Here is a 20,501-nt window from a genome sequence, read left to right as displayed (position 1 = left end):
TTGTGATGATTAGTCTTCGTCGACAAAAATATTCACAGTCGCCTTAGGATTCAATACAATTGATTCCCCTTTACGTGAAATCGTAAATGATTTGTCAAAAGGTTCAATTTCATCGATTGTATATTTTTTATCTAGTTTAATATCTAACTTATCTAGGTAGTTTAATAAATCTTTATCATCTGTTACACGTTGGATTTTAAACTTATCACCAACCGCTAAATCAGCTAAAGGCACCGTAGCCTCTTTAGCCATCACGCCATCCTTATCAGGAATAGCCCCACCGTGCGGACAGTATACAGGTTTACCTAAGAATTCATCTAACTGGTCAATGAAGAACTCTGTCCCAGTATGCTCTAACTGTTCAGCTTCCGCATGAACTTGATCCCAGTTGTAACCTAATTTTTCATATAAGAACATTTCCCATAAACGGTGACGACGTACTAAAGAAGCACCCATTTTAATGCCTTCTTCAGTTAATTGGACACCTTGGTAAGGAATGTAAGTGACCCAACCCTCTTCTTGTAATTTAGAAATCATTTCAGTTACAGAGGCTGCGGAAATATTTAAGGCTTCGCTAATGGCTTTGTTGCCTACACGGTCCATCTTGCCACCGAACTCAAATATGACTTTCATATAATCTTCTCTACTTTTAGACATGGTTAATCACCTTTCCTCAATGCTTACGCTCATTAGTACTATTATACCTTATTTTTAGGTATTTTTGGAAATTACCTACTTTATTTTTATAGATATACCTAAAAAAAATGTTTTGAATTGAAATACTTCACGTTTCTTTAACGTCCAAAAGTACGAGGCACTAGACCGTGGCTAATGCCGGCCTTACTGCATCTAAGGCAATAATAGGAAAAGCGAAAGTTGAAGGTTTACTATTATAAATTAATCAATATGATTGACTTGTTACTAATCTCTATTCAATAGTCATTCATATAATCAAAAAGAGCATGACACATCGTCATACCCTTCTCCATTTTTCATTTTTGAAATCATGCTATTTTAACAAGTCGTCGATATTCATTTCATCTAGCGGATGAACATCATATACGGTCGCTTGTAGTTTTGCATAATCTAAATAGTCATTTGCGTGCAATTTCTTGATTTCTTGAATACGGGCCCTAAATTTCTTTGGTGCCTGACGTTTCCACGCAAAATCTTTAAAATATTCTTCAATGTCTTGCCATTCTATCCCATTATACCCTTGTTTTTTAATACTTTGAGATTTTGAATGAAACCATGGACGAAGACAGAGGAATTCAAAGTTCGAAACTTTCATAATGGCCTCCGTAACGAAAGGTTCAATCATTCTGAATCAAGCAGTTGCTTTGACTAGATTTGATCGTCCTCTTGTTGGTCGCCTGCTTCTACATCTTCAATGATAACATCATTTTCGCGTGCTTCTTCTTCAGCAGCATCGCTCATGATATCGTTAGCCATTTCAGTATTCATTGGGTCAGCTTTTTGTGTACGCGCAATCGCACGACGGTCAAATACTAAGTAGACACCTTCACAGTCTAAAGTGATAGTGTTTTTAGTTTCATCGATTTCAGCAATGACACCGTGTAACCCACCGATTGTTACTGCTGAATCACCAACTGCCATTGCAGCCATCATTTCTTGTGTTTCTTTTTGACGTTTTTGTTGTGGTCTAATTAACATGAAGTACATTAAAGCCACTAAAACAACGATATATAATACTGTTCCTAATCCCATAATAAGCATAACCTCCTGTTTGATTATTTGTTCACATATGAACGCTTAATTTTTTTTCATCATTAGCATAATCGTACCATAAAGTACCCGTTATTTACATAAGTTTAGCCTTATGCGGCAAAAGTTTTAGCAAGACCGCACTCAGCCCTTTTTCAAAAGAAAGGGCTTGACCTAGAAGGCGGTTTTTTGAACCTTACCGTAATATTGCAAGAAGAATTCGTCTCTAAAGTCCAATAGACGGTCTTCGCGAATGGCGTCTTTAATTTGCTCCATCAAATTGATTAAGAAATGCAAGTTGTGGATCGATGTTAAACGCAGCGCAAATGTTTCATTGGCTTTTAATAAGTGACGGATGTAAGCACGTGTGTAGTTACGGCAAGTGTAGCAGTCGCAGTTTGGATCTAATGGCGTAAAGTCACGAGCGTATTGAGCATTTTTGATAACCACACGGCCTTGACTAGTCATGGTAGTCCCGTTACGTGCAATACGAGTAGGCAATACACAGTCAAACATATCAACACCACGGATGACCCCTTCAATCAAGGCATCCGGACTACCCACACCCATTAGGTAACGCGGTTTATCTTCAGGCATGACAGGTGTTAGGTAATCTAAAACCTTGTACATATCTTCTTTTGATTCACCAACTGATAAACCACCAATTGAGTAACCTGGGAAGTCTAAACCAATCATATCTTTGGCATGTTGTAGGCGTAAATCTTTGTAGCCAGCACCCTGTAAAATGCCAAATAAGGCTTGATCATTGGGTCTTTGGTGGGCATTTAAACCACGTTCAGCCCAACGCGTTGTACGGTGAATCGATTTTTCAACATAGTTGTGGTCGTGGTTGAAGTCTGGACATTCGTCAAATGACATAATGATGTCCGCACCCAAGTTGTTTTCGATATGGATGGCTTTTTCCGGAGATAAGAATAACTTTTTACCGTCTAAATGAGATTTGAAGGTAACCCCTTCTTCCTCAATTTTTCGAGAATCTGCCAGCGAGAACACCTGGAATCCACCTGAATCGGTTAGAATTGGTTTGTCCCAGTTCATGAATTGGTGTAAGCCACCCGCTTCTTTGACTAGGTCATCACCTGGACGTAACCATAAATGATAAGTGTTTGACAGAATGATTTGGGCATTCATATCCGTTAACTCTTCAGGAGACACAGCCTTTACAGATGCTTGCGTACCAACAGGCATAAACACCGGTGTTTCGATTGTACCATGTGGTGTTTCCACTTGGCCTAAACGCGCACCTGTATGCTTTTCTTTTTTATGTAATGTATATTTTAATGCACTACTCGTCATTAGAATTCCTTTCTTTCTACCACACAAACAACAAAATGTATCAACATAAGCGATGTGTGTATGACTAGATTTCTACCTAGTCCAACATATTGACAACCAAACAATGTTAACATGCATCTGCCTTGCAAGCAAGGTCCACAAACTAGCCCATAGGCATTTCTAGCTGTTTTCTAATTTAAGCCAGATAGGATATTTTCGATATCATTTTTGATTTGTCCTTCAACTTCAGAAATATCAGAAGCTTTATATTGACACTCAACCGCAACCGGAATGGCTTGGTCTACCTCCTTTAAGACAGCAAAAATGTCCACATCCCCGACTGATAAGCCTGCTAGACTAGTATTTGTCGCTTGTTCCACTTGTTTTAGGTGGACATAATAGACCAGTGGTAAGACATTTTTCACCGCTGCTACTGGATCTTCATTGAAATATAAGAAATTGCCCACATCGAAGCACATACCCACTTTGTCGTTGCCATTATCTTGTAAAAAGGCTTTAAAGTAATTGCTAGCGCCTGTTGCTTGCACGTTGTCATTTTCCAAGGCTAGGGAAATGCCGAAACGATCAATTAAGTTGTTGACTAGGGTCATATCTTCAGCCACTGTTTCTGGGCTGTAGGTACCTAAGTTGACCTTCAATTGTACAGCGCCCACCGCTTGAGCCAATTCAAAGAATTTTTCTAATTCAGGGTTCACCAAACCTTCTTCAAATAGAGTTGCTGGCACAGAAAGGAAAACAGTTAAGCCCGCTTCTTTGTTTGCAGCCTTTAAGTCGGCCAATTCTTGGTCTGAACCGTCAAAGTACTCACTTCTCAATTCAATATAGTCAAAACCTAACCCTTTAACAGAATCAATCATGTCTAATTGCCCAAAATCATCTTGTGCCAGCAAGTCACCATAAGCAATTGTATTTAAAACCCAGATCATTATTGATACATCCTTTCCGATCTAAAAATTCGAATAAACTAAAATCACCAAGCTAGGCTTGGTGACGTTTAGCTACTGGTTTGTCCAGTATTTCTTTTAATAATATACCACGTTTTAGGTCATTTTGATTAGATAAAGCTAACATTTCGCGTGGATTTCGTGATTTTTTCTTGCTTTCAGTCGTCACATGTAAATCTTTACCTGGATCTTCCATTTCCTTAAACAATCGGCCTAACTCTCTATCCAAACGGTCCGCCTCACGGTCATACATTTCATCAATTTGCTGCAATGCATTCCCTAATTCGAGGTCACTGACAGCTATTTCTTGGTTTAAATAATTACCCTTCGACATTGCAGTTTCAGATACAGAACCTTCATTAGAGCCACGACCTTCTGTAGAATAGCCACGACCGTCAGCATATACATCCGACTCATCCCAACCGGTCCCCTCACCAGCAAGCGCGGTACTTTGACCGCCCTCAGCTTGCTTTAAGGTTGCATGTTGGTGTTGACGTTTCTGGGCCCGCATAGCTTGATTTTGTTTAGCATACTGCTGACTTCGATTTTGTTGACCTGCATTTCGTTTTTGCTTATTCTGCTTTTTAGCTTGAACCTTTTCAGCCTTCACTTCTTCAAAAGTCATTTGCGCATCCGAATCAATTTCATCTAAATACGCTTGCGCTTTAGCTAGATAATCCGTCAAAGTTTTTGGTTTCTTGTCCTCTTGCTGTCTACCGCGACTAGTATTTTGCGTTTGGCGCGTGTTCCTTTGTCGATCCACGCCATTTTCACTCATCCGCGAAGGCTGGTTGGACGCATCAAATCGTTTCGCCGCCGCCTTCTCTTCTGCTTCCAGCTTCTTTCGATAATCCTTGTAAAAGCTGTGCGTCAGTCCAAATATGAAGAAAAGAATTGCAATCAGTTCCATTATTGATCACCTGAATTGTGTTCAGAATCTCCTTCAGAAAGACTTTCACGCATCTTCGTATCTGCTTGAATATTTTGCATATTGTAGTAATCCATTACCCCAATTTTACCGTTTCTAAAGGCCTCAGCTAAGGCTTCTGGTACTTGAGATTGTGCTTCCACTACTTTCGCACGCATTTCTTGGGTTTTCGCAATATTTTCTTGCTCTTGGGCAACGGCCATCGCACGACGTTCCTCAGCTTTCGCTTGGGCAATTCGTTTGTCCGCTTCCGCTTGCTCTGCTTGTAGTTTAGCCCCAATATTACGACCTACATCTACATCCGCAATATCAATCGATAGAATTTCAAATGCTGTACCGGAGTCTAAACCTTTTCGCAAAATAGTTTGTGAAATGGCATCTGGGTTTTCCAAGACTTCTGAATGTGTCGCCGCAGAACCAACGGTGGTTACAATACCTTCACCAACACGGGCGATAATAGTAGATTCACCAGCACCCCCAACTAAACGTTCAATATTAGCACGAACAGTTACTTTGGCTTTCGCGCGCACTTCAATACCGTTCATCGCAACCGCCGAAATAATCGGTGTTTCAATCACTTTAGGGTTTACGGACACTTGAACGGCCTCAAACACGTCACGACCTGCTAAGTCAATAGCCGCAGCTTGTTCAAATTCTAGGTCAATATTGGCACGTTGGGCTGCGATTAAGGCATCCACGACCATATTGATATCCCCACCTGCTAAATAGTGGGCTTCTAAATCATTTAAATCAATGGTTAATCCGGCTTTTGTCGCCTTAATCAAAGGTTTAATAATGTTATTTGGATTTACACGACGTAGACGCATACCGACTAAATCGCCAATCCCCACTTTTACCCCTGAGAAATAAGCTGTTACCCAAAGGCCAACTGGCACAAAGGTAAAGAACAGCGTTAAAACGACTAGAATAATGATGGCTAAAATTAAAATCCCCCAAATACTTGTATCATTTCCATACGAACTACTCATGGTTCACTCTCCTTACTAATAATTGATTGTTACGAATCCTCACAACAACCACCCGTTCATCACTACCAATCACTTCATTGTCACTCATCACTTCCAAGATATTACCGTCCGAGAAAGTTGCCTTCCCAGTCGGTCTCAGTGGCGTAAGCGTCACAGCCTCTTGCGAAACATAATCTGCAACAGACACACTCTGCGATTGATATCCTCGCTCCCGATTCAAAGATGTATTCAGTACGATTTGATCGTTAAAAGGAATCCGGTAACCCAACTTGACTAAAATATAAAAGGCCACGATACCCACAACAACACCGATAGTTAAATCTACCATCGCGTCGCCGATATCAGCAGTCTGTCCCATCAATCCCCAGGCACCGATCAACAAACCTACGACACCCAATATTCCGTAAGTAGGTAAAAATACTTCGGAAATAATCAAGACTGTCCCTAAAGCGAAAAGCACCAGCGACAACCAAGACCCATTGTCATACAAACCAAAATACAATAAGAAGGATCCCGCGCCCACAATGCCTCCAAGCATATAATGACGCGTCATCATTCCAGCGATAATGGCTAGGATACCAATGGAAAATAATACTGTCTCCATTTCTCCACCTCCATCCATCTTCTATACTATATATTTTACCATACTGAAAGACCGCTTTCATAATGATAGCTTAGGCCCAACAGTTTCTCCTGCCTGAAAATAGACGTATGCAATAAAAAATTCTCCACAAGCTGGCAAGTAGTATGCCTAGTTTGTGGAGAATTGATTGATTAATTACTTATTTTTTATATAGATTTAATTTTGGTCTAATGGGGTCACATCAAAGGTGATTTCATGATTTTCATCAATTGAGATATTCACTGCCTGTTGTTTACTGATCGTACCTGCAATGATGGCACGTGCTACTGGTGTTTCCACTTGGTTGGTGATGAAACGACGCAATGGTCGTGCACCAAATTGTGGATCATAAGCAGTGTCACCAATCCAGCTCACCAATTCATCACTAAATGTTACCATAATTTCTTGGCTAGCTAAGCGATCGCTTAATTGTGCTAACATCTTGCGTACGATACCGTCCATATCATTGTGTGATAATGGTCTGAATAAGATAGTGTCATCGATACGGTTTAAGAATTCAGGTCTGAAGTGCATTTTTAAAGCACTTTGAACAGCTTCTCTTGCTTCATCATCGATTACCCCGTTTTCATCAGTACCGTCTAACAAGGCATCTGATCCTAAGTTACTTGTCATAATGATGATGGTATTTTTAAAGTCTACAATCCGACCTTGTGAGTCAGTTAGGCGACCGTCATCTAAGATTTGTAATAGGATATTGAAAACATCTGGATGGGCTTTTTCGACCTCATCTAGTAAGACCACTGTATATGGATTACGACGGACGGCTTCAGTTAATTGGCCACCTTCTTCGTAACCAACATAACCAGGCGCTGCCCCGATTAAACGGGTCACATTGATTTTATCCATGTATTCACTCATATCAAGACGGACCATGTTGTTTTCTGAATCAAACATGGCTTCAGCTAAGGCTTTAGCCAACTCAGTTTTACCAACACCAGTCGGTCCTAAGAATAAGAATGAACCTAACGGGCGGTTTGGATCTTGAACACCGGCACGTGAACGTAATACCGCATTTGTCACGCTATCAACTGCTTCATCTTGACCTACGACACGTGCATGTAAGGTGTCATCTAAATGAAGTAATTTTTCACGTTCCCCTTCGACTAATTTAGTCACGGGGATCCCAGTCACTCTTGAAACCACTGCTGCGATAGAGTCTTCAGTTACAGATTCTTCTACCAAACGGTCAGCACTCTTGTCTGCATGCTCGTGGTAGGCTTTTTCCATATCTGCCAATTCTTGTTCCAAAGTTGGAATAATCGCATGTTGTAATTTGGCTGCTTCTTCAAGATTGTAGTCATTTTCCGCTTGCTCCAAAGCATGTTTGGCATTGTCAATTTCTTGACGTTTAGCGTTGATCTCAGACATACCGCCTTTTTCAACTTGCCATTGCATGGTTAATTGATTAGTTTTTTCACGGACCTCGGCTAACTCTTCTTGAAGGTCAGCTAACCGGCGTTTACTTGCCTCATCTTTTTCTGCTTGTAAGGCTTTCTCTTCAATTTCTAGTTGAATTAAACGACGACGTTCTTGGTCTAATTCTGTTGGCAATGAATTCATTTGCACGCGGATTTCAGCACTAGCTTCATCCACCAAATCAAGGGCCTTATCTGGTAAGTACCGGTCAGTGATGTAGCGGTCTGACAATTCAGCTGCTGCTACTAAAGCTTGGTCATGAATCGTTACTTCATGGTGCAATTCATATCGTTCTTTCAAACCACGTAAGATTGAAATAGTATCTTCAACACTTGGCTCTTTAACTAAGACACGTTGAAAACGACGTTCTAAAGCCTTGTCTTTTTCCATGTATTGACGGTATTCATCTAAGGTTGTAGCACCAATGCAGTGCAATTCGCCACGAGCCAACATCGGTTTAAGTAAGTTCCCAGCGTCCATTGACCCTTCAGTCTTACCGGCACCTACAATGTTGTGGATTTCATCGATAAATAAGATAATCCGTCCGTCTGCCTTTTTAACTTCGTTTAAGACAGCTTTCAACCGTTCTTCAAATTCACCCCGATATTTAGCCCCTGAAATCAAGGCACCCATATCTAGTGAGAAGACTGTTTTGTCTTTTAAGTTGTCAGGGACATCTTTTTTCACAATACGTTGGGCTAAACCTTCAACGATAGCGGTTTTACCTACACCAGGTTCACCAATTAGGACCGGGTTATTTTTAGATTTACGAGACAAGATACGGACCACATCACGAATTTCTTCATCACGTCCGATGATAGGATCCATTTTACCTGCTTTAACTTGTTCGACTAAGTCGACGCCATATTTCTCTAAAGCTTCGTAATTTTCTTCTGCTTGTTTACTTGTCACACGATCACCCTTTCTCAAATCTTCAATTTTTTCTTCTACTGCTTTGGCGGTAATTTGATGTTTTTTAAACCATTTTGCAAGGTCTGTATAAGCGACATCATTCAGTGCCGCTAGCACCATTTCGGTGGCTAAGAATTCGTCACCTTGTTTTTCTGCACGCGCTTGGGCTTTTTGAATCAATTCACCCAAACCACGTGATATTCCTTGGCCATATTGTACATTTGTACCTTGGACCACTGGTACCGCATCTAATTCACGGTTTAGTTCTTCTGTAAGTTCTGCCATTGGCACATTTAAATCTTCATAAAAGTCATAAGCAAAGTTTCCAGGTTGCACCAACGCTGTAAACATATGGGGAATCCCAATTTCTTGATGTTTACGTGTCACAGCAATTTGTTGGGCATTTGCGATAGCCTCTTGTAAGGTTGTAGTCATTTCCATGTTTGCCATTTCACATCTCTCCTTTTCACTTTATGTATATAGTATAGCAAGAAGGTCAGTAAAGGTCAAACATTTATTAGTGATATTCTTGCCTTTTTTAACCTTCAGAAACCTTGATATATCAGTATTACACTAATACTTGACTCTAAACATCAAACTAAAGGTCAATATGTGACCACTTACTTTCTTTGACCAATTCAATATGGCGCACATCATCCCACAAAATCTTCTGACTACCGATTAAAAAATAGAAATAATTACTCTCCCCATTAAACCAACCAAAGATATGATCAAGGTAACGGCCTAAATGATCTTTCAAAGACAATTGAATAGAAACAGGATAGTGGTTTAACCAAGCTTCCTGCAAGACTTGGTCAACCTCTTCCCTGGTCATCTCTGGCAATGGAATAGATGCCTTAGCTGCATCCTTATGGTTGGTTTGAATGCCTTTGACCAATTCATCCATGGCATAAGCAGTAGCCCACTTCATACCAAAGGTCCGGTCTTCGTATTCGTTATAAGGCGTAAAATATTTACGGGTTCTTGGGTGTCGTTGCTTTTTCAACCAAGACAATTGGGCTCGTCTTGTAGCGTTCGGGAGTTCCCAAGGTTCAAGACGCTTAGCCATGCGCCTCACCTTCGATACCCGCCATACCACCAGCATGTCCGCCGACCAAACTAGACCGGTCAATTGCCCGACCGCCAGCTTTAAGAGACGAGGCATAGACCAAACTCTTAAAACCGTATTTCTTACGGATGGTATCTACAATCACATCTGTTTTCATATCCGCTACTTGATTATTTTCACTTTCAAATAAATTTAATTGAATTGCTCGATGGTAAACAAGGTTGCCGCTATATAAAGAAATATGCCGAATTACTTGATCATCATAGAGTAAGGACAGCAGGTACAAGGCCACTTCAGCAATCACCTTACTTTGATTAGTCGGTATTACCTTAACTTGCTTATGAATACCCCTTTTACCACTTGCATCAAAGTAGCCCATAGAATAGCCTAAGCCAAGACCGACGACTTGTGTTTGCGCGCCAGCCCGCCTTAAACGAGACCCAATTTGATCAGCCATTTCCTTGACGACGACAGCAATTTCGTCCTTGTCGGTGTAGTCTCTTGGGAGCACTTGACTGTTGCCGATAGACTTGTCCTTTGTGGTATAAGGGGTGCCGAGAAAAGACCGGTCTACGCCCCACGAATGGGCATAAAGTTGGGCACCAATGACCCCTAATTTATCTTTTAATACGTGATACGAAGAATGGGCAAGGTCGTAGACATTATTAATACCCATCCCCTTTAGCCGGCGGGCCATTCGGTGACCAATACCGCACACTTCTGTTAAATCAGCAATCTGCCAAAGGGTATCCGGGACATCCTCATACCGCCATTCAGCAATCATGTCGCCCTCCTTTTTTGCGCCAATATCTAGGGCTACTTTAGCTAGAAACGGGTTATCGCCAATACCAATCGTTGTATAAATACCGGTCTGGTCATGGACATCCTTTTGAATTTTCTGGGCCATTTCGTAGGCACTACTGACCTTAAATAGTTTGAATGAATCGGTCACATCTAGGAAACTTTCGTCCACTGAAAACACGTGGTGGTTAGCTTCGTCCACGTAGCTTTTATAGATCCGGTTAATTTCTTGGTTCTTCTCCATATAAACCCGCATGCGCGGTTGGACAATCACCAAATCATCTGGATAGGGATAAGGTAAATCGCGGGCCCGGGTCACGTTGGAAATATTAAAGGCTTTCTTAGCGGCTGGTGAACTAGCCAAAATAAGCCCCGATCCCCTACTCTGACCGCCAGCCTCATCATGGTAGGACATGACAACTAATTTGGTCGTTAATGGGTCTAAACCACGTTCTACTGCCTCCACTGAGGCGTAAAATGACTTACAATCAATACACAAAATATCGCGGCTAGGTTCCTTTGAATAGTCAAACGTTACATTATTCGCAAACATCTTTAGCCCTCCTTCGCTTAGACATTTAAATTTACGCCCTTAAAAACAGAACGTATGTTCCCATTAATAATAGAACGTACGTTCGGTAAATACAAGTGGTTTCGAAGGAAATTTTGAAAGGAAAATAAAAAGGCCACGATCCATACGGTCGCAGCCTCCTCAGTTAACTATTTAAATACAATTTTAGTCTTCCTTTTTTATCTTCTTCGTCTTACTCTTCTTCGCGCTCAACTACTAAGTCAATCGCCATCACCACACCTAAAATAATCGGCACCACGTCTGCTGGCACATGGTCTTCAATATCAATCACAAAAGTATCGCGAATTGAAATCAACTTGCGATCGATGCGGGCAATCCGGTCGCCATTTTCATCCGTAATACGGAAATCAAAATCAAGGATATTCCCCTTCACATCCCAATCCAAGGACGTGACCTTGTAGTTATCTCTAAATAAAGAAATCTTCTTGCGAATTTCAGCTACCTTGTCATTATTTTCATCATACACATCGACCGTTGGCATCAAATCAATGATTTGCTCTTTCACTTGCGCCACTTCTTTATCTTGCACCAGGTCAATAATGCGAAATTGTTGGCCAATTGACAGCCATTTATTCTTGATTTTATAAACAGGATCGCCATCTTCATTCTTCAAATTAAAGTCACGTTTCAACGATAGTAATTGGTTTTTCATGTATAATTTCATGGTTTATCAACCTTCCCCTTCTTAACTTATAGTTAATTATACCTTTATACTAGCGGAAATTCACACCGTAACCCTCGTACCAAAGACCGAAATCTAAGGTATAATTGGAAAAGGAATTCATTATCGTAAAGGAGTTATTATGTATTTAACCATTTTCGCTATCTTGCTCGTTGTCGCCGGTTTCGTTAACGGGTATATCTTCTTATTTAAATACCCCAAAGAATTTCAATCGACAAAAATCGTCCATGGTTTCTTGACCCTATCCTTACTTCTTATTGGCCTATATTTATTGATTAAAAATATATAAACCAAAAAGAAGCAGCTACTTTTTAAATCAAGGTGCTGCTTTTTTATTTTAGGTAGACAAGTCCGTTTTCACAATCTCACCGTCTGTAACCCTTGATAATACTGGAACTTAGTATAATATTCGACTATGTTAACTTTCAAAATAAATATACTATAAAAATTTCAAAGCTCTCAAAATCAATTTTGAGGGCTTTTTAGTCTTCCTAATCATTAAATAATGTTTTTCATTCTCCCCTATGATTAAGATTCGTATGAATATCTCTTTATATAAAAAAATCTATTTTCATTTTTTACAGGAGAATTTTCTATTGTTGCTAAAAGTTCAAATCCTCTTTTCTCATAAAAGGTTGGTGCATTAAAACTCATCGTCTCTAATAAAATATAAGATACTTTATTTTGTTTAGCTAGTTCTTCTATCTTAGAAAATAAACTTATGCCCACGCCCTTGCCTCGTGCGTCTTTCGAAACAAAAAATAATTCTATTTGAATATGATCCCAGTGTTGGAAACCAACAATCCTTCCTAAAATTTTTCCCTTCTCCTCATAAAGAAAACTAAACTCTTTTGATTCGTTATCTAATTCAGGGAAGATTTCTTTTGTATACTTATCAAGCTCTGTTTTTGTAATATTTTTATTTTCTATATAATCACTTTCTTTTATTTCCATAAATTATATCCTCACTTTCTTTAAATACAAAAAACCGGATAAGATAACTAATTAAACTAGTCATCTTATCCGGTTTGAATTTAAGAATTTATCTACTGACTTAATTCATCCTCCGATGTGAAAGTAATATATCAAAGTTAGAATTTAATGTCAATCATTAACTATACAAACAAAACGTTTAAAAAATATAGATAAACACCTTATTGGTGAATACGCAAAAATATCGAGTAAATTTTTATGCTTGTGTTTGGTAAGCATATTTTTTCTTATTCGTTTGTTACGGAATCAGAAATTATGATTTTCATCGTTAATTATTAAAAGCCAAAACAACTCCTATAACCGCTCTTTTTGATGTCCAAACCTATAACACAAGCCTAGCGACTCTTCATTAGTAACTGAATGGCTTGTTGAATACGCTCTTCACCTGTGCTGCCATCTTTAATATTTTCTTGCACACATTCTACTAAATTTTCAGCAACAATTAAACTAATCGTACGATCGATACTAGAGCGAACCGCTGATAATTGAGTCACAATATCTACGCAATCTTTTCCTTCTTCCATCATATTCAAAACGCCATGCAATTGACCGTCAGAACGTTTCAAACGGTTCACAATTTTTTTATCGTATTCCATTAAACGATTTCTCCATTCCAAGCAGAAATTCCGCCCATTACATTTATCACTTTGTATCCTTCTTGTGATAATTGTTGACAAGCCATTGAAGAACGCGCTCCGGAGTGACACATTACATAATACTCTTGATTTTTATCCAATTTATTTTTTTCAGCTGAAAGATTACTTAAAGGAACATGGATTGCGCCGTCCAGGTGACCATTTTCCCATTCGTCGATTTCTCTAACGTCTACTAAAGGAAGATTATTTTCTTTCCATTTTTGTTCAAATTCTGACATTGATATTGATTGATACATTATTTTACCACCTTTTCTGGTTTTACAGTTGAGTAAAGAGCAAATGCGCCATCTAAATTTTTGGCTTGGTAGCCATTTTGTTTTAATATTCTTTCTGCTGCATAGCTACGCAGTCCACTGTGACAGCTGACAATAATCGGTTGATCTTTGGGCAACTCCGCCATACGGTCTCGCAAACTATCTAAAGGAATATTGACTGCACCTTTTAAGCGTCCGTTGGATTTCAGTTCACCTTCATTTCGAACATCCAACAGTAAATATCCTTCTGCTTGCTTGTCTTCTAATTCATACCATTGAATAGACTCACTAATGCCTTCCATAAGATTTAAAGCTGCATACCCAGCCATATTAACAGGATCTTTAGCAGAGCCAAATGGAGGGGCGTAAGTGAACTCTAATTCCGGCAAATCTTGCACCGTCATTCCTGCTTTAATAGCTGTAGCAATGATATCAATCCGTTTATCTACACCATCTTCTCCGATGGCTTGAGCACCATAAATTTTACCTGTGGTCGGATGAAACAATAACTTTAATACAATGGTTTTTGCATTAGGATAATAGCCAGCATGACTTTTACCTTGAATGTGTATCACTTCGTATGCCTCATCCGCTTGTTGCAATTGGCGTTCATTCAAACCGGTCGACGCTGCTGCCAATTTGAACACTCGTACAATCGCTGTCCCTATGCTACCTTTATTTTTACGGTCTAATCCGCTAATGACATCAGCCACTTGACGGCCTTGACGGTTAGCTGGCGAAGCCAATGCAATCATTGTGTCTGCTCCGTTGATTTGCTGTTTAACGACAATCGCATCCCCCACGGCGTAAATATCTTTTTGACTAGTTTCATATTGGTCATCAACGACTATCCCGCCGCGTAAACCTGTTTCGACACCGGCTGTTAAAGCTACCGTTGTTTCTGGTTTTACACCGACAGACATTAAAGTGATGTCACTCTCCAAGCGTTCTCCATTTTCTAATACTACGATTTTACCTTTTTCTTCAAATGATTCAGCAGCCAATCCTGTATACAATTTTATACCATTAGCTATCAATTCTTTCGTTATATAAGCTGCCATTTCTTCATCAAAAGGCGGTAGTACATGTGGTGCTTTCTCCACAATAGTAACTGACATTCCTCGATGGGCTAAACTTTCTGCCATTTCTAGCCCAATAAATCCAGCACCTATGACCACTGCTTTTTTTGCGTCGTGTATATTGATAAAGTTGGCAATCGCATCGACATCGGGAACGGAACGTAAGGTAAAAATATTCTCTGCTTCTTCTAATCCCTTTGCTTGAGGAATGAATGGTTTTGCGCCTGGGGATAAGATTAATTTATCATACCCCAGCGTGTATGTTTCTTGATCAGTTTGCACGACCACTTCTTTGTTATCGGAATCGATAGAAATAGCTTCACTATTTGGTCGCACATCTAAATCGAATCTTGCTTGCAAAGTTTCTGGCGTTTGAACTAACAAATCCGTCCGTTCATCGATTTCTCCAGCGATATAATAAGGCAAACCACAGTTCGCAAATGACACATAAGGCCCTTTTTCTAATACGATAATTTCTGCTGTTTCATTCAACCGTCTTAACCTTGTAGCGGCAGACATTCCGCCTGCTACACCACCTATAATGACAATTTTCATTAATTTTTACCTCCTTTTGTTGCGCCTGTCCAAGCCATCATGCCGCCACGGACATTAATAACATCATGTCCTTGTTTCAGTAACATTTTCGTTGCTCGTTTACTACGCATCCCCGATTGACACACTACATAAACTTGAGCTTTAGGTGTGTAGTTAGGAACTTTAGACAATGGTATATTTTTTGCTCCTGGAATATGACCATTTTTAAATTCATATGGTTCTCTCACGTCAATAATTTGCGGTTTATCGGCTAATTTCTTTTCCAATTCAGTGGTTGAAATCGTAGGCAATTTTTTAAAAAACATATTTTTTCTCCTCAATAGACGATTATTTCATGGTTACTTTTTCCGTTAAATACTCTTTCAGTACTTCTTTTGGTTGATAGCCAACTATTTTTTCGACCGGTTGACCATTTTTATATAAAACCATAGTCGGAATACTCATGATACCCAGTTGACTGGCTGTTTCCTTATTTTCGTCAATATTCAACTTTGCAATTTTAATTTTAGGCGCAAACTCTGCTGCTAATTCTTCTAATACTGGTCCTAGCATTTTACATGGTCCACACCAAGGCGCCCAAAAATCGACTAATGTAATCCCCTCTTGTACTTCGGATACTAAAGTGCGATCAGTCACTTTTACTGTCATTTGGTTGTTCCTCTCTATTTATCTTTGGTTTGGGATTTCTTTACACTGAAAATGTACTTGGCGCTAAATCATACCTACCTTTAACAAATGGACGTCACCGCAAGATACCTCCAGCCTGCATCAGAGATCCTTTTGTTGCGCCGTGTTTTCCAACACCTTAAACACCGTAATCGGCGCACGTGGGATACTCGCGACCACTCGGCGGAAGCGACGGTAAAATCCCTTTTTAATCTTCTTTCATAATTGGCAAAAGGATGAGGAATCTATTTATTCAAATACCCCTATCCGTATCCTGAGTATACCCCCGTACGTATTTTTTGTAAAGTTTTTTCTTACCGAATATTGCAAAAGGCAAATAACATTTTTTGATATTTTATTTGTTTCCCAGATATCGCACTAGCAAACAGTGTTAAATAGGCTTGAATATAATAGGTCATTTAAGCGCATCTTGTGATTTGGAAAGACATTGAAAATTGAACAAGGATATTAAAGATATGCCTATTTTTTATCGCAGAAGAACAAGAAATTAGAAAATCATAGCGACAAGTGTAAGGAGAATCAAAAAATGAGGAAATGAATCAATACGTCGGTTAATTCAAATAGGTACTCTTATAGAAATCTATTTCGGCAAGCCTAATACCAGTGTTGAAGAAAGGGAGAAAATATGAAACGGAAGTGCACCAAGAGTAAAAAAAGAGAACAGGCATTTTATCAACCTGTTCTCTTATTTTTATTTTATGGTTATATCTATTTGGCAAATTGACTGTTATAAAGGTCTGCATAGAAGCCACCCTCAGCCATTAAAGCCTCGTGGTTTCCTTGTTCAATAATGTTCCCTTTATCCATAACTAAGATAATATCAGCATTACGGATAGTGGATAAACGGTGGGCGATCACGAATGATGTTCTACCTTCCATCAATTTGTCCATGGCTTCTTGTAATAAGACTTCTGTACGGGTATCAACTGAAGATGTCGCTTCATCTAGAATCAATAAAGGTGCATCTTTCAATAAGGCACGTGCAATGGTAAATAATTGTTTTTGCCCTACGGATAAGGTTACAGAGTCATCTAATACGGTGTCGTAGCCTTTCGGTAATGTATTGATAAAGTGGTCGATACCTACTGCAGCGGCTGCTGATTCAACCATTTCATCGGTAATGTGGTCTTGGTTGAAGATTAAGTTCTCACGAATAGTCCCTTCAAATAACCAAGTATCCTGTAATACCATTGAGAATTGGTCGTGGACAGCTGCACGTGAGATTTCACTGGTTGGTATCCCATCAATGTAAATTTCACCTGAGTCGATTGGATAGAATTTCATCAGCAAGTTGACGATTGTCGTCTTCCCAGCACCGGTAGGTCCTACGATAGCAATCTTCTGACCAGATTTAGCAGCTACTGAGAAGTCTTTGATAATTGGTTGATCTGCTTCATATCCGAAGTGTACGTGTTCAAAAGTCACGTCACCATGGACATCCGGCAATTCGCTCAATAGGTTTGTATCGTCAACCATTTCCTCTTCATTTAGGAACTCAAATACCCGATTTAAGGCTGCTGACGCAGATTGGAATGAGGCGAATGATTGTGATAATTGACCTAGAGGTTGGGTGAACATGCGGACGTAAACCATAAATGACACAACGACCCCGAAGGTAATATCGCCATTTAAGGCCATAATTGAACCGACAACAGAAACGGCTACATAACCAAAGTTCCCGATGAATTGCATCAGGGGTTGCATGATACCTGATAAGAATTGGGCATGCCAAACACTATCATATAAAGCTTCATTCGCTTCGTTGAAGGTTTCAATCATTTGGTTACGGGCGTTAATAGTTGTTAAAACACTTTGCCCAGTATACGACTCTTCGGCAATACTGTTCACATTGGCTAGATTTTTTTGTTGTGAAGTAAAGTATCCTTGAGAACGACCTAGAATCAAGACGATCCCTACAAAACCGATAACCACTGAAGCCAAGGCTACTAGGGTTAGAATAGCATTATTGTAGAACATCATAGCCAAAGTACCAATTAATAAAGTCACTGATGGTACAAATGACGGCATGGTTTGGTTTAGAGATTGTCCAACCAGGTCCAAATCGTTGGTTACCCGACTTAAGGTGTCTCCGTGACTATGGCTATCAAAATAGCGTAAAGTCAAACGGTCAATTTTATCGGATACATTCTTCCGTAATTTTTTTGAAAAGTTTTGAATAATTGTGGCCATCACGAAAGTTTGAATATAAGTGAAGACAGCCCCAAGGACATAGATAACCACTAAAGTAATTGCTATGTGTGAAATACTCTCTAGGTCAATCCCATTTGGTGACATCAAGCCTTCCGTAATTTTATCGGTCATATCTCCTAACCGGTCGGGACCGATAATTGAAGCCATAGAACCAATCATGGCTAGGACAACCGCTGCAACGAACGGCCATTTATATTCACGCGCATATGTCAAAATATTCGCCATCAATGAAGGTTGATTTGCATCTTTTTTCTTACTCATTTGCTAATTCCTCCTCTGATAATTGTGAATAAGCAATTTCTTGATATACCTTGTTGTCCGCTAATAATTCTTGGTGTGTACCACGGCCAACAATTTCGCCTCTATCTAGTACTAAAATCTCGTCCGCATCCATAATAGTTGAAATACGTTGGGCTACAATGATCTTAGTGGTGTCAGCCATACGTTCGGCTAAAACGCTACGCAAGGTCTTATCTGTCTGGTAGTCCAAAGCAGAGAATGAGTCATCAAAGATTAGAATCTCAGGTTTACGGGCAAGTACGCGGGCAATCCCTAAACGTTGCTTTTGACCACCGGAGAAGTTGTTACCACCTTGGGCAACATGGGTATCTAATTGGTCAGGTTCTCCTTCAACAAAATCTCTTGCTTGTGCGGTGTCTAAGGCAGCCCAAATTTCATCGTCTGATAAGGACTCATGTTCAAGGTGTTCGTTACTTTCACCAAGGTTCATATTTGAACGAATTGTGCCTGAAAATAGAACTGGTTTTTGTGGCATGTAGCCGACAATATTATTCAAGCCAGCGTGGTCAAAGTCTTTGACATTTTGCCCATCGACAAGTACTTGTCCTTCAGATACGTCGTATAAACGTGGAATCATTTGGATTAAAGTGGATTTACCTGAACCAGTTGATCCGATAATGGCTAAGGTTTCACCCTTGTTGATTTTGAAATTAATATCTTTAAGGGCTGGTTTGGCATCGTCACCGTATTTAAAAGTCACGTTTTTGAATTCAACAGATCCCTCCTCACTAGTTTGAATGGCATCTTCTTTAAATTCAATGGATGGTGCTAGATCAAGCACTTCGTTGATCCGTTTTGCCGAAACGATGGCACGCGGTAAAATCATGAAAATCATGACCATCAATAGGAATCCAATGATTACCTGCATTGCGTAAGAGGAGAAAACAACCATGTCTGAGAATAGGCTAATTTGTTCTGTCCCTTGTGCTGCATCGGCGATTAAGTAAGCACCTGACCAGTATACTACTAGAGTTAAACCACTTGATACAAGGGTCATACCTGGTTGCATGATCCCCATCACTCGGTTAACGAAGAGTTGGGTATTGGTTAAATCATCGTTAGCTTTAGCGAATTTTTTATTTTGATAATTTTCTGCGTTGTAAGCTCTAATAACACGTAAACCAGTTAAATTTTCACGAGTCACGGCATTTAAATTATCAGTCAAGGTTTGGATTTTGCTGAAACGAGGTACAGCGAAGTACATGATAAATCCAATCATCAATAATAAAACACCCACAGCGACAGCAGTTGTCGTTGACCATTGCCAGTTTTGACCGGAAATTTTCGCAATCGCCCAAATAGACATGATTGGACCCCGTAACACGACTTGTAGTCCTAATGCGATTAACATTTGGATTTGGGTCAAGTCATTGGTAGAACGGGTCACTAAACTTGGAACTGAAAATTGGTTGATTTCATTGGCTGAATAGCTCATGACTTTATCAAACACTTCCCCACGAATACGGGCAGTTAAACTTGCGGCAATGCGTGCAGCAAAGAATCCTACCAAAATGGCTGAAGCAAATGATGCTAGTGATAAACCAACCATGATGAAACCTGGTTGTAAAATATCCGCAGTCACGGTATCTGGCATCTGTAGTAATTCTGTAATTTCTGACATATAGTCAGGGATTTCTAACTCTAAATAAACCTGCAGCATTATCAGCAGCACGCTTAGTAAAGCGAAAAATTTTTCCTTTTTATTTGCTTTCGCTAATATTTTTAGCACCTTTCATTACCTCCTAATA

General features: G+C 39.7%; 20 protein-coding genes. All 20 read right to left on the bottom strand.

Features of this window, described 5'->3' with window-relative positions; genetic code table 11:
- Positions 1–9: 9 nt before the first annotated feature.
- The 20 genes from ACFW0C_RS00595 to ACFW0C_RS00500 all read right to left on the bottom strand — a co-directional run bounded on the left by ACFW0C_RS00595 (position 10) and on the right by ACFW0C_RS00500 (position 20,482).
- Entirely contained in the window at positions 10–657 is a 648-nt protein-coding gene (locus ACFW0C_RS00595) for a metal-dependent transcriptional regulator (RefSeq protein WP_378104440.1), read from the bottom strand.
- A 352-nt stretch (positions 658–1,009) separates the two neighbouring features.
- The gene (locus ACFW0C_RS00590) at positions 1,010–1,291 is read right to left on the bottom strand and encodes a post-transcriptional regulator (RefSeq protein ID WP_378104437.1); all 282 of its coding nucleotides are present in this window, start codon (positions 1,289–1,291) and stop codon (positions 1,010–1,012) included.
- Between the two features lie 53 nt (positions 1,292–1,344).
- Positions 1,345–1,728, bottom strand: coding sequence for a preprotein translocase subunit YajC (gene yajC, locus ACFW0C_RS00585; protein WP_378104434.1), 384 nt, complete (start codon positions 1,726–1,728; stop codon positions 1,345–1,347).
- Positions 1,729–1,899: 171 nt separating this feature from the next.
- Positions 1,900–3,042, bottom strand: a complete 1,143-nt coding sequence (gene tgt, locus ACFW0C_RS00580; RefSeq protein ID WP_111857246.1) for a tRNA guanosine(34) transglycosylase Tgt — start codon at positions 3,040–3,042, stop codon at positions 1,900–1,902.
- Positions 3,043–3,212: 170 nt separating this feature from the next.
- The gene (locus tag ACFW0C_RS00575; RefSeq protein WP_378104432.1) at positions 3,213–3,968 is read right to left on the bottom strand and encodes a sugar phosphate isomerase/epimerase family protein; all 756 of its coding nucleotides are present in this window, start codon (positions 3,966–3,968) and stop codon (positions 3,213–3,215) included.
- A 52-nt stretch (positions 3,969–4,020) separates the two neighbouring features.
- Positions 4,021–4,896, bottom strand: coding sequence for a hypothetical protein (locus ACFW0C_RS00570; RefSeq protein ID WP_378104431.1), 876 nt, complete (start codon positions 4,894–4,896; stop codon positions 4,021–4,023).
- Complete coding sequence (gene floA, locus ACFW0C_RS00565) at positions 4,896–5,903, bottom strand: flotillin-like protein FloA (RefSeq protein ID WP_290491058.1); 1,008 nt, start codon at positions 5,901–5,903, stop codon at positions 4,896–4,898. Before floA ends, ACFW0C_RS00570 begins: the two co-directional genes overlap by 1 nt.
- Entirely contained in the window at positions 5,896–6,507 is a 612-nt protein-coding gene (locus tag ACFW0C_RS00560; protein ID WP_378104428.1) for an NfeD family protein, read from the bottom strand. The genes floA and ACFW0C_RS00560 overlap by 8 nt, the downstream gene beginning before the upstream one ends.
- A gap of 195 nt (positions 6,508–6,702) precedes the next feature.
- The gene (gene clpB / locus ACFW0C_RS00555; RefSeq protein WP_378104426.1) at positions 6,703–9,324 is read right to left on the bottom strand and encodes an ATP-dependent chaperone ClpB; all 2,622 of its coding nucleotides are present in this window, start codon (positions 9,322–9,324) and stop codon (positions 6,703–6,705) included.
- A 148-nt stretch (positions 9,325–9,472) separates the two neighbouring features.
- Positions 9,473–9,943 (bottom strand): hypothetical protein, encoded by a 471-nt coding sequence (locus ACFW0C_RS00550; RefSeq protein ID WP_378104424.1) that lies wholly within the window; start codon positions 9,941–9,943, stop codon positions 9,473–9,475.
- Positions 9,936–11,297: a Y-family DNA polymerase gene (locus tag ACFW0C_RS00545; RefSeq protein ID WP_378104423.1), complete on the bottom strand. Its 1,362-nt coding sequence runs from the start codon at positions 11,295–11,297 to the stop codon at positions 9,936–9,938. Before ACFW0C_RS00545 ends, ACFW0C_RS00550 begins: the two co-directional genes overlap by 8 nt.
- A 211-nt stretch (positions 11,298–11,508) precedes the next feature.
- Positions 11,509–12,000 carry an LURP-one-related/scramblase family protein gene (locus ACFW0C_RS00540; RefSeq protein ID WP_378104422.1) on the bottom strand — a complete coding sequence of 164 codons (492 nt, stop codon included), beginning with the start codon at positions 11,998–12,000 and terminating at the stop codon, positions 11,509–11,511.
- Between the two features lie 546 nt (positions 12,001–12,546).
- Positions 12,547–12,972: a GNAT family N-acetyltransferase gene (locus ACFW0C_RS00535; protein WP_378104421.1), complete on the bottom strand. Its 426-nt coding sequence runs from the start codon at positions 12,970–12,972 to the stop codon at positions 12,547–12,549.
- Between the two features lie 374 nt (positions 12,973–13,346).
- On the bottom strand, positions 13,347–13,607 hold the full coding sequence (locus ACFW0C_RS00530) for a metal-sensitive transcriptional regulator (protein WP_016896863.1): 261 nt from the start codon (positions 13,605–13,607) through the stop codon (positions 13,347–13,349).
- Entirely contained in the window at positions 13,607–13,903 is a 297-nt protein-coding gene (locus tag ACFW0C_RS00525) for a rhodanese-like domain-containing protein (protein ID WP_378104419.1), read from the bottom strand. Before ACFW0C_RS00525 ends, ACFW0C_RS00530 begins: the two co-directional genes overlap by 1 nt.
- A complete protein-coding gene (locus tag ACFW0C_RS00520) occupies positions 13,903–15,555 on the bottom strand; it encodes an FAD-dependent oxidoreductase (RefSeq protein ID WP_378104417.1) in 1,653 nt (550 codons plus the stop codon). Before ACFW0C_RS00520 ends, ACFW0C_RS00525 begins: the two co-directional genes overlap by 1 nt.
- Positions 15,555–15,860 (bottom strand): rhodanese-like domain-containing protein, encoded by a 306-nt coding sequence (locus ACFW0C_RS00515; protein ID WP_378104415.1) that lies wholly within the window; start codon positions 15,858–15,860, stop codon positions 15,555–15,557. Before ACFW0C_RS00515 ends, ACFW0C_RS00520 begins: the two co-directional genes overlap by 1 nt.
- A gap of 22 nt (positions 15,861–15,882) precedes the next feature.
- Positions 15,883–16,203, bottom strand: a complete 321-nt coding sequence (trxA, locus tag ACFW0C_RS00510; protein ID WP_378104413.1) for a thioredoxin — start codon at positions 16,201–16,203, stop codon at positions 15,883–15,885.
- 747 nt (positions 16,204–16,950) lie between these two features.
- Complete coding sequence (locus tag ACFW0C_RS00505) at positions 16,951–18,714, bottom strand: ABC transporter ATP-binding protein (protein WP_378104411.1); 1,764 nt, start codon at positions 18,712–18,714, stop codon at positions 16,951–16,953.
- Entirely contained in the window at positions 18,707–20,482 is a 1,776-nt protein-coding gene (locus ACFW0C_RS00500) for an ABC transporter ATP-binding protein (protein ID WP_378104410.1), read from the bottom strand. Before ACFW0C_RS00500 ends, ACFW0C_RS00505 begins: the two co-directional genes overlap by 8 nt.
- Between the last annotated feature and the right edge of the window lie 19 nt (positions 20,483–20,501).

Origin of the sequence: Aerococcus sp. NPDC058936, from assembly GCF_042741995.1 — a bacterium.
Taxonomy (GTDB): domain Bacteria; phylum Bacillota; class Bacilli; order Lactobacillales; family Aerococcaceae; genus Aerococcus.
This window is presented reverse-complemented; position numbering and strand designations above follow the sequence as displayed.

Coding starts and splice junctions, on each gene's coding strand:
- ACFW0C_RS00595 (WP_378104440.1), bottom strand. CDS start 657: ATGTCTAAAAGTAGAGAAGATTATATGAAAGTCATATTTGAGTTCGGT.
- ACFW0C_RS00590 (WP_378104437.1), bottom strand. CDS start 1,291: ATGAAAGTTTCGAACTTTGAATTCCTCTGTCTTCGTCCATGGTTTCAT.
- yajC (WP_378104434.1), bottom strand. CDS start 1,728: ATGGGATTAGGAACAGTATTATATATCGTTGTTTTAGTGGCTTTAATG.
- tgt (WP_111857246.1), bottom strand. CDS start 3,042: ATGACGAGTAGTGCATTAAAATATACATTACATAAAAAAGAAAAGCAT.
- ACFW0C_RS00575 (WP_378104432.1), bottom strand. CDS start 3,968: ATGATCTGGGTTTTAAATACAATTGCTTATGGTGACTTGCTGGCACAA.
- ACFW0C_RS00570 (WP_378104431.1), bottom strand. CDS start 4,896: ATGGAACTGATTGCAATTCTTTTCTTCATATTTGGACTGACGCACAGC.
- floA (WP_290491058.1), bottom strand. CDS start 5,903: ATGAGTAGTTCGTATGGAAATGATACAAGTATTTGGGGGATTTTAATT.
- ACFW0C_RS00560 (WP_378104428.1), bottom strand. CDS start 6,507: ATGGAGACAGTATTATTTTCCATTGGTATCCTAGCCATTATCGCTGGA.
- clpB (WP_378104426.1), bottom strand. CDS start 9,324: ATGGCAAACATGGAAATGACTACAACCTTACAAGAGGCTATCGCAAAT.
- ACFW0C_RS00550 (WP_378104424.1), bottom strand. CDS start 9,943: ATGGCTAAGCGTCTTGAACCTTGGGAACTCCCGAACGCTACAAGACGA.
- ACFW0C_RS00545 (WP_378104423.1), bottom strand. CDS start 11,297: ATGTTTGCGAATAATGTAACGTTTGACTATTCAAAGGAACCTAGCCGC.
- ACFW0C_RS00540 (WP_378104422.1), bottom strand. CDS start 12,000: ATGAAATTATACATGAAAAACCAATTACTATCGTTGAAACGTGACTTT.
- ACFW0C_RS00535 (WP_378104421.1), bottom strand. CDS start 12,972: ATGGAAATAAAAGAAAGTGATTATATAGAAAATAAAAATATTACAAAA.
- ACFW0C_RS00530 (WP_016896863.1), bottom strand. CDS start 13,607: ATGGAATACGATAAAAAAATTGTGAACCGTTTGAAACGTTCTGACGGT.
- ACFW0C_RS00525 (WP_378104419.1), bottom strand. CDS start 13,903: ATGTATCAATCAATATCAATGTCAGAATTTGAACAAAAATGGAAAGAA.
- ACFW0C_RS00520 (WP_378104417.1), bottom strand. CDS start 15,555: ATGAAAATTGTCATTATAGGTGGTGTAGCAGGCGGAATGTCTGCCGCT.
- ACFW0C_RS00515 (WP_378104415.1), bottom strand. CDS start 15,860: ATGTTTTTTAAAAAATTGCCTACGATTTCAACCACTGAATTGGAAAAG.
- trxA (WP_378104413.1), bottom strand. CDS start 16,203: ATGACAGTAAAAGTGACTGATCGCACTTTAGTATCCGAAGTACAAGAG.
- ACFW0C_RS00505 (WP_378104411.1), bottom strand. CDS start 18,714: ATGAGTAAGAAAAAAGATGCAAATCAACCTTCATTGATGGCGAATATT.